Origin of the sequence: Flavobacterium sp. UBA4197 (assembly GCF_002379575.1) — a bacterium.
Taxonomy (GTDB): domain Bacteria; phylum Bacteroidota; class Bacteroidia; order Flavobacteriales; family Flavobacteriaceae; genus Flavobacterium; species Flavobacterium inviolabile.
Window position 1 is genome coordinate 173714 of the sequence record NZ_DFUB01000009.1, and the last position, 17895, is coordinate 191608.

16 protein-coding genes are annotated in these 17895 nt (G+C 38.8%); 7 read left to right on the plus strand and 9 right to left on the minus strand.

Features of this window, described 5'->3' with window-relative positions; all coding sequences use genetic code 11:
• Window positions 1-78: 78 nt before the first annotated feature.
• The gene (locus tag B3394_RS05555) at window positions 79-1038 is read right to left on the minus strand and encodes a hypothetical protein (RefSeq protein ID WP_286913920.1); all 960 of its coding nucleotides are present in this window, start codon (window positions 1036-1038) and stop codon (window positions 79-81) included.
• 103 nt (window positions 1039-1141) lie between these two features.
• Between B3394_RS05555 and B3394_RS05560 the strand changes: the two genes are divergently transcribed.
• Both B3394_RS05560 and B3394_RS05565 read left to right on the plus strand, forming a co-directional pair.
• On the plus strand, window positions 1142-1927 hold the full coding sequence (locus B3394_RS05560) for an LA_2272 family surface repeat-containing protein (protein WP_286913921.1): 786 nt from the start codon (window positions 1142-1144) through the stop codon (window positions 1925-1927).
• A gap of 3 nt (window positions 1928-1930) precedes the next feature.
• Window positions 1931-2539: a CDP-alcohol phosphatidyltransferase family protein gene (locus B3394_RS05565; RefSeq protein ID WP_286914000.1), complete on the plus strand. Its 609-nt coding sequence runs from the start codon at window positions 1931-1933 to the stop codon at window positions 2537-2539.
• A 91-nt stretch (window positions 2540-2630) separates the two neighbouring features.
• Here B3394_RS05565 and B3394_RS05570 read toward each other — a convergent pair whose 3' ends face one another.
• The 8 genes from B3394_RS05570 to B3394_RS05605 form a co-directional block, all read right to left on the minus strand.
• Window positions 2631-4361 carry a hypothetical protein gene (locus tag B3394_RS05570; RefSeq protein ID WP_286913923.1) on the minus strand — a complete coding sequence of 577 codons (1731 nt, stop codon included), beginning with the start codon at window positions 4359-4361 and terminating at the stop codon, window positions 2631-2633.
• Window positions 4358-5536 carry a DUF4249 domain-containing protein gene (locus B3394_RS05575; RefSeq protein WP_286913925.1) on the minus strand — a complete coding sequence of 393 codons (1179 nt, stop codon included), beginning with the start codon at window positions 5534-5536 and terminating at the stop codon, window positions 4358-4360. Before B3394_RS05575 ends, B3394_RS05570 begins: the two co-directional genes overlap by 4 nt.
• A gap of 79 nt (window positions 5537-5615) precedes the next feature.
• Window positions 5616-6794, minus strand: coding sequence for a DUF4249 domain-containing protein (locus B3394_RS05580; RefSeq protein ID WP_273245126.1), 1179 nt, complete (start codon window positions 6792-6794; stop codon window positions 5616-5618).
• 17 nt (window positions 6795-6811) lie between these two features.
• Window positions 6812-9589 (minus strand): TonB-dependent receptor, encoded by a 2778-nt coding sequence (locus tag B3394_RS05585; RefSeq protein WP_286913929.1) that lies wholly within the window; start codon window positions 9587-9589, stop codon window positions 6812-6814.
• A 2-nt stretch (window positions 9590-9591) separates the two neighbouring features.
• Window positions 9592-10341 carry a hypothetical protein gene (locus tag B3394_RS05590; RefSeq protein ID WP_273245127.1) on the minus strand — a complete coding sequence of 250 codons (750 nt, stop codon included), beginning with the start codon at window positions 10339-10341 and terminating at the stop codon, window positions 9592-9594.
• 598 nt (window positions 10342-10939) lie between these two features.
• Window positions 10940-13102, minus strand: a complete 2163-nt coding sequence (locus B3394_RS05595; RefSeq protein ID WP_177729998.1) for a polyribonucleotide nucleotidyltransferase — start codon at window positions 13100-13102, stop codon at window positions 10940-10942.
• A 154-nt stretch (window positions 13103-13256) separates the two neighbouring features.
• Window positions 13257-13526 carry a 30S ribosomal protein S15 gene (gene rpsO / locus B3394_RS05600; protein ID WP_177729997.1) on the minus strand — a complete coding sequence of 90 codons (270 nt, stop codon included), beginning with the start codon at window positions 13524-13526 and terminating at the stop codon, window positions 13257-13259.
• 105 nt (window positions 13527-13631) lie between these two features.
• On the minus strand, window positions 13632-14087 hold the full coding sequence (locus B3394_RS05605) for a GAF domain-containing protein (protein ID WP_177729996.1): 456 nt from the start codon (window positions 14085-14087) through the stop codon (window positions 13632-13634).
• 81 nt (window positions 14088-14168) lie between these two features.
• Here B3394_RS05605 and xrtF point away from each other — a divergent pair, with 81 nt between their 5' ends.
• From xrtF to B3394_RS05630, 5 genes are read left to right on the plus strand one after another with little or no spacing between them, the layout of a single operon-like run.
• Window positions 14169-14714 carry an exosortase family protein XrtF gene (gene xrtF, locus B3394_RS05610; RefSeq protein ID WP_286914003.1) on the plus strand — a complete coding sequence of 182 codons (546 nt, stop codon included), beginning with the start codon at window positions 14169-14171 and terminating at the stop codon, window positions 14712-14714.
• On the plus strand, window positions 14689-15132 hold the full coding sequence (locus B3394_RS05615; RefSeq protein WP_177729994.1) for an exosortase F system-associated membrane protein: 444 nt from the start codon (window positions 14689-14691) through the stop codon (window positions 15130-15132). Before xrtF ends, B3394_RS05615 begins: the two co-directional genes overlap by 26 nt.
• Window positions 15133-15176: 44 nt before the next feature.
• Window positions 15177-16034 (plus strand): ATP cone domain-containing protein, encoded by an 858-nt coding sequence (locus B3394_RS05620; RefSeq protein ID WP_177729993.1) that lies wholly within the window; start codon window positions 15177-15179, stop codon window positions 16032-16034.
• A 3-nt stretch (window positions 16035-16037) separates the two neighbouring features.
• Entirely contained in the window at window positions 16038-17393 is a 1356-nt protein-coding gene (locus B3394_RS05625; RefSeq protein ID WP_177729992.1) for an MBL fold metallo-hydrolase, read from the plus strand.
• A 55-nt stretch (window positions 17394-17448) separates the two neighbouring features.
• Window positions 17449-17871 carry an HYC_CC_PP family protein gene (locus tag B3394_RS05630; protein WP_273245129.1) on the plus strand — a complete coding sequence of 141 codons (423 nt, stop codon included), beginning with the start codon at window positions 17449-17451 and terminating at the stop codon, window positions 17869-17871.
• Window positions 17872-17895: the final 24 nt, after the last annotated feature.

Below are 17895 nucleotides of genomic sequence, written 5' to 3' on the forward strand. Positions count from 1 at the left end.
TAAGAATCTCCTCTTTTTAAGTATTCAGTAATTATACGTAACAGGTTATAAAAAAGTTACATTAATTTAAAAAATATTTTAAAAATCTATTTTGACCTCGTTTTTAAGACGCTCGATATAAAAATCTATTTTGTGTAAGGATTTGTTAAAGAATTGCTTACGATCCTTAGTGCCGGACTGTTTGAGTGATTTTGAATTCTGGATCTGGTGTGAAAAAAAGCGTTGCGTGCCGGAACAGGTTTCGGCATCGTCCGTAATAAAATAGCCCAGCATGGTATATGGGATAAAAAGCGCCTGCCGGTTACCGTCGGTTAACAATACATTATTGTTTAAGATAAGCAGTTCGTTATAATAAAGGTTATATAAGGGGTTTTTAGCACATTTTTCTTCCGCTTTATTCAGTATGGCTTTTAAATCGTCATATAGTACGATCGCATTCTGAAAGGTGACCAAACCGGCTTCAAAAAAATATAAGATCTGCTGCAGGCTGCTGTTTATGGTCGTGTCGTTCCATATTTCATGCACTTCAACCGATTCGTACACTTTTTTCAGGATCTGGGTATATTCAGACAACTGTCCGTCAATCGAAAATTTCTCAAAGGATTCCTGGTTTTTATTGCCGTTTAGAAGGTTCATCCACACATATAGTTTGAATTTAGACAGCAACGTACCATCGGCAGTATAGAAAAGCGGGATGTCTTTTGCCGAATAAAACATCTTTGTTTCGGAAAGTGCCGTGAACAACTGTAATTTTTCGGAAGAATGTTTGAAATATTCAATCATGTCATCCATCGAATTGATTTCCTTCGTTTTCTCTACGATTACTTTCCGGTTTTGGAAAAATAAGGTATCCATAGAGATTTTATAATGCCGGCAAAGGGCTACGGTTTCTTCTATGGTGAATTTGCTTTTTTGGGAAATGCGGCGATGAGCGGCATCATAACTTATGTTTAAGACTGCGGAGAGCTCGTTAATCAGCGAAGTATTGTCCGGAAGCTGTTTCCGGATAGCTTTTAAAAGGATTTCCTGTTCTTTCATGATTTGCGATAATCACAAATTTAAAACTTTTAAATATTATTATGCACAATTTTACATGTGAAAATTGCAATAGGTTTGGATGGTAATTTTAAACAGGAACATTATGAAACTAAAATTCGTTGCTTTTTTTATGCTGCTGCTTTCAAACGCTGTTTTGTCGCAGGAAACGGCAAAGTTTACAACTGATGAGCAGTTAGCTGTAGCGGTTGATGACGGGCATAGCACGGTGTATGCTGAAGAACTGTCTGAAAAGGGCAGTCGGGCAGACAGTGTCCGGATATTCAGTTTGTCGCCAATTCACAGTCGGGTCAATAAGGTAAACGGATTGACTTTAGGTGTGGGACATTATAGAAACAGTAAAATAAAATTTCAGGAAGTGAACGGTTTAAATATCGAAGCCAGCCCGATAGCAGTCGGGTTATTTACTTTTGGACTGGGTATTGCTTTTGAAAGTCTTATTGTTGGAGCAAGAAAGGAGCCTTATGACAGTTTTTCTTTAAGGAGGACCTTTTTAAAGCGGGATGACGCCATAATACATACCCGGATTAACGGATTGAATGTGAGTTCGGGGGGCTTTTTGACAGGAGCACAGGTTAACGGACTGAATATTTGTGTTGTTTCTGTGATGAATAAAATGAACGGTGTTTCTGTTACCGCGGCAATCTTGAGTACCGAAAATATGAACGGTATTTCGGTTTGCGGGATTGCCAACATGATCAATGCCGGGAGCGGTTTGCAGCTGGCTGTTTCAAATGTATCCCGGGAGTATCGCGGCGTACAGATCGGTTTGTTTAATAATGCTAAAAACCTGAGAGGGGTTCAGCTGGGATTGTGGAATACGAACGGCAAAAGAAGGCTTCCTTTTGTGAACTGGCAATTTAAAAGTTAGATGATGAAAAGGATTCCTATTGTACTCATCATATTCAGGCTTCTTTTAGGGCCTGTTATGATCGCGCTGACCTATCGTTTTGGAGCAGCAATACGTTTTGAGCTGGTTGGCCTGATGGTTTTAGGGCTGCTGTCGGATATTTTTGACGGCATCGCAGCACGAAAAGCAGGCGTGTCGTCGCCGCAATTACGGCGGATGGACAGTCAGACGGATCTGGTTTTCTGGCTGTGTGTGGGCTGGTGTTCCTGGCTGTTAAATCCGGAAGTTATCCTGGCCTATAAAATTCCGATAACGGTTGTTTTTGTAATGGAAGCGATGACTTATGTGGTCAGTATTGCAAAGTTTGGAAAAGAAACCTGTACGCATGCCTTGCTGTCCAAACTATGGGGACTGACTTTGCTCGCGGTTTTTGTTGCGATAATCGGTTTCAGTTATGGCGGCTGGGCGATGAAAACAGCGGTGTTTTTTGGACTGATATCCCATCTGGATGTTTTTCTGATCATACTGTTATTGCCCAAATGGACGTATGATGTTCCCAGTTTTTACCATGCCTACCTGATCCGGAAAGGGATACCATTTAAAAGGAATACCCTTTTTCATGAATCGGAATAAGCAAAAAAAAGGCTATTACCATGGTAATAGCCTTTTAAAGTTTGTTGTGCATTTCAGAATCAAATATTCAGGATAATGCAGCGGTTAAAAATTATTGCACTTCTATATAATCTCTCAGGGAAACCGGTTTGCCGTTTTCTGTAAAACCTTCCAGGATTACTTCAAAAGTTCCTTTAACATCGGAAGTGTAAAAAGAAACGTTGGCAGGTTCGTTGGCAACAGCCAGCTCCGGCAGCCATAATAACTGGTATCTGTAGTCCGGAATTCGTTCCAGGTTGTGGCTACCGTCATATTTAGGGCTGTGGTATTTTTTGTTTTTTACAGGTCTTGAAATCTCCGTTTTTTTGATAAAATCACCCGAAGCTTTGGTCTGGTAATCATAACTTTTGGTAATGATACTGATGATACCGCTAAAAGACATCGAACCATAGATATACGGTTTGCTGATAATCGAGATTTTATAAATATTGCTCGTGTTATAATTAAAAAGCTCGCTGTTGTCCTGAATCATTAACCCGTCCACCATAACCAGCGGAATGTCTAATGAACCGTCGTTAGTTGTGTTGTTTCTGATATGCAAAGAATATTTGCCGTTTTTCTCTCTGTAAAATAACTCTCTTGTGATTTCAATAATGGTTTCTTTAAAAGAGCTGAATCGTTCGTAATCGTCAAGGATATAGTCTTTTTGCAGCGGATTGTAAAAAGGCAGTTGCTTTGGTGCTGCTTCAAGACTGTCTCTTTTTCTGGTATAGTAAGCATTTTCGATCTGATTAGCTGTAGAACGGTTTTCTATTGCTTTTTTATAATTTGCGTTTAAACTGAAGTTTGGAGGAAAGTTTAACTGCGAAAGATCAAAGCCTTTCCAATTTTCCATTTCAATAGCATAATCCTCGCGGTTATCGGCCACCACCTGAATAATAACACCGGAAGTGTTCGGATGTTCATCAAGCGTAAAAATAAATTTACCGGATTTATCCGTATTCACGATTTTAAACCCAAAAGATTTTCCGGGAACAGACAGGGCAACGGATTTGTCGTAAACATCAGTTGTTTTACTTTTTGAAACTATTTTTCCGGTCAGTACTTCTCCCCGGTATTCCGGAATATAAAAAACATTGGAAGCTGTTGCCGCCGGATGGTTTTTATTTTGTGAAAGAAGCTCTTCAGTACTTTTTCTGGCAGCCATTTCTAAGGCATCAATTTTTCGTACAGACAGGGAATAGTTTCCTTTTATGTTTGCTGCCGGCTTTACCGTAATGTTCACCTGCTCTCTGCTGGCAAATGTTTTCTTACTGGTTTCAATGGTTAAAACATCGTTGGAAGTTTTTTCAGGATTGCGTTTTTCAACCGGAAAAATACTGTTTAGTTCCTGGTTTGAAAATTCTTTCGAAGGCTGGAACGGATTGATGATCGCAATGTCTGTCTGAGAGATTTCAGACGATGCTCCGTTCAGCATCCAGTTAGTGTAGGCAACCAGTTTGTAATTACCGGTTTTAAGTGTTGTCGGGATAAAGAAATCGCCCTGGGCAATCCCTTTTTTAAGGAGCACTTTCTGTTTTAGAACACTGGTACGACCGGCATCGATTAATTCAATATAAGCGATTTTGCTTATAGGACTTGCGGTATAATTATTCATATTCACACAGTACAAGCTGTAGTAAAAGGATTCCCCAGTTAAAAGCGTTGTTGTGTTAGCGTGAAGATATACGGTTTCTTTAGCGGTAGCAATCAGATTGCTACTTTTTGAACTGCCTTGACTGGCTACATTTTGTGTAAAAAAGCAAGACGTTAATAGTGCTATATATAAGATATTTTTTTTCATTCCCAAAAAGGAGGTATTAAGTTAGACGAAAATGAGGTGCAATCAGCACATGGAGTGGGTACTAAATGATATTTAGGAGCTTCTTCATCATCATACACACACATTAGATTATTATAGAACCAGTTCATCATAGGTGCACCGTTACAACCGGAACCGGGGGTAAAACAAAAAATTTGTTTTATTCCGTCGCAATTAATTTTATAAGGTGGCAGATGTTCGCCCGGAAAAAGGTCGGCATAATTGAAGAAAATCCTTTTGCTGGAAACGGATGATACATCAAAAAAACCAATTACTTTTTCGTTAGGGTTGTTTACACATTTAATATTACCACTTAAAAAACCGGGTTGGTTAGGCGAAAATATACTTCCGGTTCCGGATATTTTTTTTAGATATTTATAATAATTGTAAGCATTCAGATTCTGAACATACTGGCGTACTAAAACGCTGTAGCGATGACTGATGATATAATTCTGGTCACTGATAAAACGAAACGCAAAGTCTACACGGGCTTCTTCACTATCATCAGTGCTGAATAGAATAATATCTGTTGACTTGTCTGTGCTATAACATGTTTGTGCTTCTTCAGTTCTTGGAACAAGTTCAAACGACTGAGGACCGGTAATAAGGATTTTGTATGATCGCCATCTGGGTGCTACAATTTTATAGGTTTCTTCATATTCGTATCGGTAATATTTCGCACTGTTTGTAGGATCGAAACATTGTGCTTTAATTTCAACACCTCTCTTTTGATCCCGTGTTTCTACACTTGCAGTTACACTTTCTATATTGTTAACGGGCGATAGTATTTCCTGATCGGAAACATATTTTTTACCATCACTGGTAATTACCGTTAATTGATATTGTTTTCCGGGAACTGCCTGGAATGCATTTGCGGAAGCATAAGCTCCGTTTTCTTCAACAAAATTGTACAGGTTTCCGTCACTATCCGTCATAATTACCTGTGCGCCTTGTTCAAATACAGGTCCGTTATCCTCAAAACGATAGGTGCGGGATACTTTGATAACCTGTTTTTGTAAAACATTGGTTATTGTAGCCTCTATAACTATAGCTTCTTCAAAGGTATCCGTTTTCATCTGATACGGATCTGTACAGCTTAATATGCCTAAGCACATCAGCAGAAGCGACATCAGTTTGAGTATTTCTTTTGTTTTCATAAAATTATAATTTTCTATAATCCGATGTAAGAAATGGTAAGTAACAGCTATATATCCTTAAAGCCTTATTAATACATTTCTATTCCCAAAACGGAGGTATTACATTTGAAGAAAACGAGGTGCAATCAGCACAAGGTGTCGGTATAAGAACATATACCGGAGCACTCATATATTCATATACAGCCATGGTGTTGGAGCCTAAATAGGACATAATGGAACCACCATGACAGGTCGGGACAGGACTAAAGCACAAATTTTGTTCCATCTCGTTACAGTTCACCTTAAACGGAGGCAGTTGTTCGCCAGGGAAAAGATCGGCATAATTGAAGAAAATTCGTTTGCTGGAAACGGATGCTACATCAAAAAAACCAATTACTTTTTCGTTAGGACTGTTAACGCATTTAATGTTACCGCTCAGAAATCCGGGCTGATTCGGAGAGAGTATATTTCCGGATCCCGATATTTTTTTCAGGTTTTTATAGAACGTGAAAGCATGTAAATTCTGAACATACTGACGAACTAAAATACTGTAACGATGACTGATGATGTAGTTTTTGGCACTAATAAAGCGTACTGCAAAATCGACGCGGTCTTCCTGGGTTTCATTTGTATTTACTAAAATAATATCGGTTGATTTATCGGTGCTGTAACACGTTTGTGCCTCTTCCGTTCTTGGAACGATTTCAATTTCCTGCGGACCGGTTATGACTGCTTTATAAGGTCTCCATTTAGGAGAGATAATCTTATAGGTCTCTTCATATTCGTAGCGGTAGTATTTGGAACTGTTCGTAGGATCGAAACTTTTTACCCGGATCTCAACACCTCTCACATTGTCCTGCGTTTGCACGCTGGCCGCAACACTTTCAATATTGTTTACAGCCGGTAAGATTTCCTGATTGGACACATATTTTCTGCCGTCGCTGGTGGTAACGGATAATTGGTACTGTTTGCCTGCAACCGCCTGAAAGGCAGTTGTGGACACATACGTTTCGTTTTCTTCAACGAAGTTGTACACGTTGCCATCACTGTCAGTAACGGTAACGGTTGCGTCTTCTTCAAATACAGGTCCTGCATCTTCAAAACGATAGGTACGGGATAATTTCAGGGTTTGTTTTTCCAGTACATTCGTTATTGTCGCTTCAATAACAATGGCGTCTTCAAACGTATCGGTTTTCATTTGATACGGATCCGTACAGCTCATTATGCTCAGGCAAACAAGAAGAAATGAAACGAGTTTTGTTAAAATGGATGTTTTCATCGAATTCTTTTATGCTGTTAAAATTTGAAGTTATAGGTTACCGTTGGTACCGGAATAGAGAAAATAGAGGTTTTGTAAGCCTTGATCTCTCCTTCTTTGGTAACAAAATAAACAGAGTATGGGTTATTTCTTCCTAACACATTATAAACGGATATGTTCCAGAAACTATGTGCAAATTTTTTGATTTTATGATTTCCTTCAATATTCAGTCCGATATCCAAACGGTAATAATCCGGAATTCTGAATTTGTTTCGATCACTATACAAGGTATATTCTGCATTTCCGTAATGGTAAGTTCCTACCGGATAGGTAATCGGTCTTCCGGTCTGGTAAATAAAGTTCATCGACAAACTGTAACGCTTGGTAAATTTATAATTTAAAACAGCGCTAAAGTCATGTGGCTTGTCAAAATTGGCAGCAAAATAATCCCCGTTATTCACTTTTTCCTCGTCAAACTGACTGTCTAACTTGATAAAAGTTCTGGAGTAGGTATAGCCAACCCAGCCGTTTAATTTTCCGGTGGTTTTCTTTAGTAATAATTCCACCCCGTAAGCTTTTCCTTTACCCTGTAACAGTTCGGTTTCGATATGTTCATTTAATACCAGTTCGGCACCTACTTTATAATCCAGGATATTGTTCATCTTTTTATAATAACCTTCCAGGCTCACTTCAAACAAGCCTTCGCTCAGTGTTTTGTAGAAACCTAAGGAGAATTGTTGTGCATTTTGCGGTTTTACATTGATGTCTGATAATTTCCAGCTGTCCATTGGCGACTGTGTCGTGTTGCTGGATAGTAAATGCATGTACTGGTAGGTTTTGTCATAGCTCACTTTTGCTGAAAAATCTTCGGTAAATGAATATTTAGCTGAAATTCTCGGCTCAAAACCACCATAGGTTTTTACAACTTCATTGCTGCCAAAAGCCTGTACTTCCTTAACGGTAGCATCGCTTTTCGGTAAATTGTCTTCGTATATTCTTTGTGATGAAGCACCTAAAGCGGCAAAAATAGAATAACGTAAACCAATGTTGAATAACAACTTGTCTGTTACTTTAAAAGCATCGCCAACAAATAAAGCCGATTCCAATCCTTTTTCACTGGCTATAGTGACCGGTAACAGTGGTGACTGCGGATTTTTAACCGACAGGTATCCCGGGTCGATTCCGTATAATTTACTGGACAGTCCGTAGCTGAAAGTATGCTTTTTGTCACGGGCATATTCCATTTTTAACTGTAACTGCGTTTCGTTGATTTTATAACCATAATCAAACGATTTTAAGGTTGTGTCTTCATCAAAATCAATGTTGAACTTGTATTGGGTATTGGTTAAGATCAAATCCCCTTTGTGCTTTTCATTGAACTTGTGATTCCATTTCAAAGAAGCCAGTCGGTTGCTGTATTTGTATAGTGAATCCGACGTGATACTGAAGGAATCATGACTGTAATAAGCCATTGCTTCAATACTGTTGTTATCGTTGATCTGATGGCTGTATTTTAAAATTCCGTCATAAAAACCGGCTTTGCTGTTTTTTAAAGATTCTTCATTCAGTGATTTTAAAATCCAGTCAGAGTAAGTAGCACGTACGCCGGCCAATAAACTCGATTTACCTTTAACGATAGGGGTACTAACGGTCACGTTGCTGGTTACCGGACCAATTCCTGCTTCACCGGTTACTTTGTTTACATCGCCTTTTTTAGTGCTGATGTCAAATACAGACGATAATCTTCCTCCGAATTCTGCCGGGATACTACCTTTATAAATATCTGCCTTATCAATGGTGTACGGGTTGATTGCCGAGAAAAAACCAAAGAAGTGAGACGGATTATACAGGGTGGCATTGTCTAAAAGGAATAAGTTCTGATCTTCTTTTCCTCCTCTGACATTTACTCCGGACGATCCTTCACCGGCAGTTTTGATTCCCGGTATTGTTGTCGCGATCTTAAGGATGTCTCTTTCTCCCAAAACAGTAGGGACATTCTTTAAATCTCTAAGATTGATTGTGGTTACACCGGCAATGTTGCCTTTTGCTCCTTCACGTCTTTTTCCGCGCACATTCACTTCCTCCAGCTGGGTTACATTCTCGGTTACACTCATATTTAGTGTACCGTTGTTGTACATCATTACTTTTCGGGAAACTTTTTTGTGTGTAAAAGATTCGATTTCAACAATGTTCAAGCCGGAAGGTACCTGCATGCTATAGTAACCCTTTTCATCGGTAATTGCGGTAGCCTCATTGTTTTGAGTCTTAACAACAACATTCGATATCGGTTCTCCGTTTTTAGTGTTCTTGATATAACCGGAAAGTTCAAATGTTTTCTTTCCTGTTTTTTTGCCTTCTTTTCCAATTAAAGATACAGAATTGCTTCGCGTGTCAGGATTTCCCTGCGCATCGTCATATTGCTGATAAAAAACAGGATCACCCTGGATCACTACTTCATTTGGATTTGATTTTGTAGTATTTCCAAAATAATTGTCCACCAGCTTGTCATAAATGATGCTGTTGTTGGTCAGGATGATGTTTTTATTGTCTATAAAAAAGTTGAGATCCGTATTGGCAAAAATATCGCTTAAGATTTCGTCTACAGCGGTGTCTGTATAGCTTTTAGTAATGGGTGTTTTGTATGCGTCCAGCCAACTGCTGTCAAAATAGAACTTATAATTAGTGGTTGTTTCAATCTTTTTTAAAGCAGACTGAATATCAGTATTGTTGAATTCTATTGATAATTTTTGTTTTTCCTGGGCAAACAATAACTGGCTAAAAGTTATAATAAATAGGGTAAGTAGAAATTTCCTCATTATTAATGGGTTTTATTTTCGAGTAAATTGTTTATTTTTTGCATTAACTCTTCAAAAAATTGTGTTTTGTCTTCTTTTTCGATGGATTTGTTCATGCTGTAGATGTCATTGATTTTTTTCTTGAGATCGGGAAATAATGCGATAACATCACTTTTTGAAGCTACTTTGTAGAAATTATTGTCTCTGTAAACGTAATATTCGTCATTGTTTTCAAATTCATTGTAAATCCTTGTTCCGGTTACAGTTTCACGGCGGTCTTTATGACGTTTGATATAAAACGTAAAGTTTTTACCGCTGATGTTTTCTTCATAATAGCCTTTGATAAAAGTGAACAGGGGAGAAACAACCTTGTTGAGATTGACAAAGCGTTTGCCGTTAATGAGAAAGGCATTGACATTTTGCGGAATCAGTTCAATTCCCACATTGTTGGTTTCACCTACGGGTTTGAAGATTAAAATATCATTGTAGAGATCGTATTTAACATCGATGTCATAATAATACTGGTCATTGTAAATGACGGTTCCTTTTTCGAATTTATCGGAGCGAAAATACCGGTATTTACCGTTTTGAACGGGATAAGGATTAGAGTGGATCAGACCGTTGCTAATGCTGAGGCCCTGAATTCCTGCAATGCTGTCATACGCTTTTGCCAATTGTATTTCGCCGGATTGGGCTTGTAATTGTAAAAAGCTAAGAAATAAAGAATATGGCAGTATAATGCATAATGGTTTAAGTGGGTTTTTGAATATCATTTATAAAAATAGTGGATTGATTGATAAATTGATAATGAACAAAGGCGTCAAAAGTATAAATAATATCCTATAGAAAATGCTTTTTGAAAAAATTAACATTTAGGAACAGTGTTAAATTTTAAGAGGCAAATTGAGAAGCGGTATTATTGAAGAAATCCTTAATGATGCTATCCGCATGTTTGAAGTAATAAACTTTTAACTAACGGCTGTTATTCGTCATAGATTTCCGGTATTCCTGTTCAGCCGGCTGTTCTGTTCATGGTGGAGTGGTCCCGGTCTTGGTTAGTTCTCTTTCTGTAAATTGGTCATAAGTTCAGGTAGGTTTTAGTGGGTTTTTGGGTTTAGTTAGTTTAACTGTGAAACGTACAGTTGGTAAAAACTTTTGCTCTATGTTTTTAGAGTTGTCTCTACAAATGTAGAATTTAAATTTAAAAATGAAAGAAAAAAACTAAAAAAGTGAATTTGTTTTATAAACGGAAATAAAAACAGGGGCACTCAGGGGAAATGGTTCCGGTATAAAAAGATGTGCAGGTTAAAATTTAAAAGCCCCGTCTCAGTTAAGAAACGGGGCCTTTTATGAATTAATTTCTATAAAAAATTAACCTTGTTGAGTAGTGTCTTTTTTATCCTCCTTTTTGTCTTCTCTTGGAGGTCTTGGCAATAAAGCTTTTTTAGAAACTTTAGCTTTTTTGGTTTTTGGATCAATACCCATATATTTCACGTCAAAAACATCACCAACTTTAATAACGTCAGCTACGTTTTCAATACGTTTCCAGTCAATTTCCGAAACGTGAAGTAATGTTTCTTTACCAGGAACAAATTCTACAACAGCTCCGAATTCTAAAACTTTAACAACCTTAACGTTGTATGTTTCACCTTCAACAGGAGAGAATATCGTGTTCTGGATAGCGCTGATTGCTCTGTCCATACCGGCAGCATTTGTACCTAAAATTTCAATAATACCTAAATCACCTTCTTCGTTAATAACGATAGTTGTTTCGGTTTCTGCCTGTAGCGCCTGAATGTTTTTACCTCCAGGTCCGATAACAGCTCCGATGAAATCTTTAGGGATTTCAACTTTGATGATTTTTGGTGCTTTTGGTTTAACAGTTGCATTTGGTGCTGCTAATGTTTCCGTTAGTTTTCCTAAAATATGAAGACGTCCATCACGAGCCTGCTCTAATGCTTTCTCCATAATATCGTATGCTAAACCTTCAATTTTAATATCCATCTGACAAGCAGTGATACCGTCAGCTGTACCGGTAACTTTAAAGTCCATATCTCCTAAGTGATCTTCATCACCTAAGATGTCAGACAATACCGCCCAACGTCCTGTTTTGTCATCGGAAATTAATCCCATGGCAATACCGGAAACCGGTTTTGAGATTTGTACTCCGGCATCCATTAACGATAATGTTCCGGCACAAACCGTTGCCATCGAAGAAGAACCGTTAGATTCCAATACTTCTGATACCACACGGATAGTGTAAGGACAATCTGCAGGAATCATGTTCTTTAAAGCACGTTGTGCTAAGTTACCATGTCCTACCTCTCTTCTGGAAGTTCCTCTTAATGGTTTTGCTTCACCTGTAGAGAATGGAGGGAAATTATAATGTAAATAGAATCTTTCTTCTCCCTGCTCTGATGGTAAATCAATGATATTAGCTTCTCTTGATGTTCCAAGAGTTACAGTTGCTAATGCCTGAGTTTCACCTCTGGTAAATATTGCCGATCCGTGAGTCGATGGTAAATAATCTACTTCGCACCAGATTGGACGAATTTCTGTAGTTTTTCTACCGTCTAAACGTAGTCCTAAATCTAAGATTACATTACGAACCGCTTCTTTTTGTGTTTTTGAAAAGTATTTCGATACTAGATCGCCATTTTCAGCTAATTCTTCTTCTGTAAATAAAGCTTTTACTTCTTCTTTAACGTTGGCAAATTTCTCGCCTCTTTCTTGTTTGGAAGTACCTTCTTGTGCAATAGCATAGCATTGTGCATAAGCCGCTTCTTTTACTTTGGCATAAATAGCCTCGTCATTTTTCTCCTCTTCATAAGTACGTACTTCAGTTAAACCTAAAGCTTGACGTAATTTTTCCTGTGCTTCAACCTGTAATTTGATCGCGTCGTGAGCAAATTTAATTGCTTCAACCATTTCCTTTTCGGAAATTTCTTTCATTTCACCTTCAACCATCGCAACAGAATCCTTAGAAGCACCAATCATCATGTCGATGTCAGATTGCTCTAATTGTTCTTTACTTGGGTTGATGATTAATTTTCCGTCTACACGTCCCACACGAACTTCAGAAATATAAGTTGTGAACGGGATGTCAGAAACTGCCAATGCTGCTGATGCTGCTAATCCGGCTAATGCATCCGGCATCACATTTTCATCATGCGACATTAACTGAATCATTACCTGAGTTTCGGCATGATAATCATCCGGGAAAAGCGGACGTAATACACGGTCTACTAAACGCATCGTTAATACTTCGCGGTCACTTGGACGTGCTTCACGTTTAAAAAATCCGCCAGGGAAGCGACCAGCTGCAGCAAATTTTTCGCGATAATCTACAGTTAGCGGTAGAAAATCAATGCCTGGACTGGCAGTACGGGCAGATACAGCAGTAGCTAAAAGCATTGCATCGCCCATACGAACCACGACAGAACCGTCTGCTTGTTTGGCTAGTTTTCCTGTTTCGATAGAAATGGTTCTACCATCTCCTAAATCGATAATTTCTTGGGTAACCTTAGGAACCATAAAATTAATTTTAATTCTTAATTAGACAAATGGGTTTTAGTTGTGTTGTTGTCGTTGTTGTTGTGTAGTTGTCTAATACCCAATGAAAAACCAAACTTTTTCTGTCAAAATATACAAAACAAAAAGAGGCGCGCGGGCACCTCTTTTCTTGTGATTATTTTCTGATGTTTAATTCTTTGATAATCTCACGATATCTGTTGATATCTTTTTTCTTTAAGTAGTCAAGAAGGCTTCTTCTTTTACCTACTAAAAGAACTAGTGAACGCTCTGTGTTAAAATCGTGACGATTTTTTTTCAAGTGCTCAGTCAAGTGGCTAATTCTGAATGTGAATAAAGCAATTTGCCCTTCAGCCGAACCTGTGTTAACAGCGTTTCCACCATGTTTTGCGAAAATTTCCGCTTTAACTTCTTTAGTTAAATACATGCTAATATTGTTTAAATGATTATTATGTAGTGAATTAGGATTTTCCTATTCGTGTGCAAAGGTAGATTTATTTTTTTAATTGACAAATAAAATGACCAAACATCGTTAAAAAAGTTTTGCAACTTCTTGATTTACAAACTCCAGAAAGCGTTCGTCGGCTGCTGTAAACGGATCAAGTACGTTGGAATCAATGTCAATCTGCCCGATATTCGCACCATTTACAAATAAAGGAACCACAATTTCCGATTTTACCGTAAAACTGCAGGCAATGTAATTGTCCTGTGCCTGTACATCGGGAACCACAAAATTCTGGTTTGAAACGGCAACCTGACCGCAGATGCCTTTTCCGAAAGGAATTACCGTATGGTCTGTAGGCGCACCTACATAAGGTCCCAGAATCAATTCTTCTTTTTCACCGTTGCGGAAGTAAAAACCAACCCAGTCATAATAATCGACATTGTCTTTGAGTAACTGACAGATGTTTGTTAACTTTTCCGCTCTGTTAAGTTCCGTTTGCGAAACGATAGCGGTTATTTTTGGCTCTAATTCTTGAAATTTCATAACATTCTTTTTGCAAAAGTATTTATTTGAGGTCTTTTAATTTTTATATTTTTGTTAAAAATAAACGGTTTGAAAAATCTATTGCTACAATACAAACCCTTTTTTATCTTTTTGATAAAATTCCTACTCCTATATATAGGACTCACGGTTGGCTACAAGTGCTATCTGAGTCAGTATGATGCACAAAACAGAGAAACAGACGGTATTACAAAAGCGGTTGCTTCCCAGGTGGAAAAGACCTTGCTGTTCCTCAACCAGGAGGCTTCTGCAAAACCCAATCCTACGGAAGCTTCGGTCAATATTTTACTGCATAACAAATCGGTGGTGCGGGTAGTGGAAGGTTGTAATGCCGTTAGCATTATGATTTTGTTTGCCGCCTTTATCTTCGCCTTTTCGTCCCGATGGCTCAAAACAGGACTTTATATTGTAATTGGAATACTCCTGATCCACATCCTGAATGTTATTAGGATTGCACTCATTACGATTGCTTTAAACAGCTATCCGGAGCAGGAACATTTATTGCATGGCGTGATTTTTCCGCTTTTTATTTACGGAGTAGTTTTTGTGTTATGGGTATTGTGGGTTCAAAAATTTTCAGGTTATGCTAAAAAAACTATCGGAAAATAAAGGAAGATGGCTGGTTGTTGCCGTTTTGATTTTTTTACTGGTTTGTATCCGGGCTTTTGAAGCCGCACTTTTTTATGATCCGTTCCTGGATTTTTTTAAAGGAGAATTCCAGGCAGCCGTTTTGCCGGAATACCATACCGGAGCCTTATTCGGAGGACTGTTTTTACGGTACTTTTTAAATACGGTACTTTCCCTGCTCATTATTTATTTTATCTTTAAAGACGTGTCATTGGTAAAACTGGCCGCTCTTTTATACGTTTTCTTTTTGGTAGTACTTCTCACGGCGTTTTTTGCGGTATTGCTCAGTTCGGATAAACCGGATTATATGCTCCTTTTTTATATCCGGAGGTTTTTGATTCAGCCGTTATTTCTGGTTTTGTTTATTCCGGCGTTTTATTATCAGCAGAAAAATTCATAATATTTTTTGTACCTTTAAGGAAGTAACCAAACTTTTTTAAAAGGATGAAAGTTGTAAAGCAGTCCGGGGATATTGTAAAATTTGACAGTGAGAAGCTTCGGAAATCACTTCATCTGTCAGGTGCCGGTACAGAGAAGATAAATGAAATCCTGAACATTATCGAACAGGAGATCTACGATGGTATGCCCACCAAAAAGATATACAGACTGGCTTTTCAGTTACTCAAAAAATCATCCAAAGTACATGCGGCGCGCTACAATCTGAAAGCGGCAGTTCAGGCTTTGGGTCCGGCCGGTTTTTTCTTTGAAAAATATGTGGCGTTACTTTTCGAAACAGAAGGATATACAGCCAAAACCAATTTGATACTTAACGGGAAATGTGTGACACACGAAATCGATGTGCTGGTAAAAAAAGACCTGAAAGTAGGTATGGTGGAATGTAAATTTCACAGCCGCAACGATGTAAAATCCGATGTTAAAATACCCATGTACATCCTTTCCCGGTTTAATGACCTGAAAAATAAAACCCATTCCGTATTCAGTCAGAGTGACACCATTAGCAAATGCTGGGTGATTACAAATAACCGGTTCACTTCGGAAGCTTTGCAGTTTGGCCGCTGTTCCGATCTGAAAATGATCAGTTGGGACTATCCGGATAAGGAAAGTCTGAAATATAAAATCGAGCAGAGCGGATTGTTTCCGATAACCTGTCTGACGACACTCACGCAGGCCGAAAAAGAAAAACTACTGATCAGTAACGTATTGCTGGCATCCGAACTTATCGAGAACAGCCAGCTGCTTTCGGATATTAATGTCCATTCGAACAGAATCAGAAATATTATAAGGGAAGCTTCCGAGTTGTGTGAATACATCGGAAATAAATGTGTAATTTTTAATGATTAGACTATGAAAATTCAGTTTTTAGGAGGTGCAGGAACCGTTACAGGATCAAAAACTTTGATTGAGAGCAACGGAATCCGGATATTGGTGGACTGTGGTCTTTTTCAGGGCGAAAGAGCGTTGCGGGATTTAAACTGGAACCCGATATCGGTGTTGCCATCCACAATAGATTATGTACTGCTCACACACGGACACCTCGATCACTGCGGCTGGTTGCCGCGGCTGGTGCACCAGGGATTTGAAGGGCAGATATTTTGTACCAATCCGACCAAAGATGTCAGCCGGCTGATCCTTTTAGACAGTGCGAAGATTCAGGAAGAAGAAGCCGAAAAGGCAAACGAAGAACATTATTCGAAACACAATCCGGCAGAACCGCTTTATACGGTTGAACAGGCCGAAAAAGTGTTTCCGCTGTTTCGTACCGTTTACATAGATGAACCGTTTACATTAGAAGAGGATATTTTTGTCGAGTACAGCTATGCCGGTCATATCATCGGAGCCTGCTCGATAGCCATAACGATAGAAGGGAAGAAGCTGGTTTTTTCCGGAGATATAGGGCGGGATAATGATGTACTGATGTTTCCTCCGGTAAAACCGAAACAGGCCGATTATGTTTTCCTGGAAAGTACTTACGGTAATAAACTGCATCCGGATAACGATCCTAAAGCAGAACTGGAAGCCTGTATTAATGATACATTTAACAAGAACGGCAATGTGGTGATTCCCAGTTTTGCAGTAGAAAGGGCACAAACCATCATGTTCCTGATCTGGCAGCTGAAAAAAGAAGGAAAAATACCGGATATGCCTTATATTATTGATACGCCTATGGGGCTTAAAGTCCTGGATATTTTTACCGAAAATACGGCATGGCATAAAATGAAGCTGGAAGAAAGTGCAGAAATGTGCAGTATGTTTACGATGATAACCGAGTATGAAGATACCATTGAAGCCATTTATGACAACCGGCCGAAAGTGGTTATTGCCGCCAGCGGCATGATAACCGGAGGCAGGGTGCTGAGCTATCTGGAGCGTTATATTGAACTTCCGGAAACAACCGTTATTATTGTGGGCTATCAGGCAGAAGGTACCCGCGGACGGAAATTGCTTGAAGGCGAAAAAGAAATTAAGATACACGGGAAATATTACCCGGTTGCGGCCCGGATAATAGAAATTGAAGGATTGTCGGCCCACGGCGATCAGGAAGACCTGATCAACTGGGTATCGGAATTGAAAGACAAACCCCGGAAAGTATTCTTAATGCATGGCGAAGCAGACGGATTTACCGTGCTGAAAGAAAAAATAGAAGCAAAATTACATCTGGAATGTGTCATTCCCGAATTGGAGCAAATAATTGAATTGTAAAAACCTTAAGACAATTTTGGTTTGCAGGATTAAAAAAAGTACTATTTTTGCGTTGATGAAAATAAACAGGCACATAAGTTTACTGTTAGCGATGCTGATATTGGTTTCCAATGTCGGACTGGCTTTTAATGTGCATTACTGTGGAGGAGAAATTGCTTCCGTTTCATTGGCTTACAAATCGGAAGTACCCTGCGTAAAAATTGCAGAGGAGGAAAACTCCTGTTGTGCTGCTACCGGGAAAAAAGACGACTGCTGCTCAAACAGTAAAGTCGATTTAAAGAAAAATACTACCGATAACATTATTGTTAAGAGCTTCCAGCTGGATTTGGGAGCCTTCACATTTGCAGACAGCTGGAAACCGGAAATTACGGAGGCTGTGGAAACGGCTGTGGTAAACAGTGACGCTCCGTCTTTTTACTGTGACAGCAATGCGCCGCCGCTCTTTAAGCTCTATTGCCAGTACATATTCTACGCCTAATTTTTAATGCTTTGAAATTTTTGC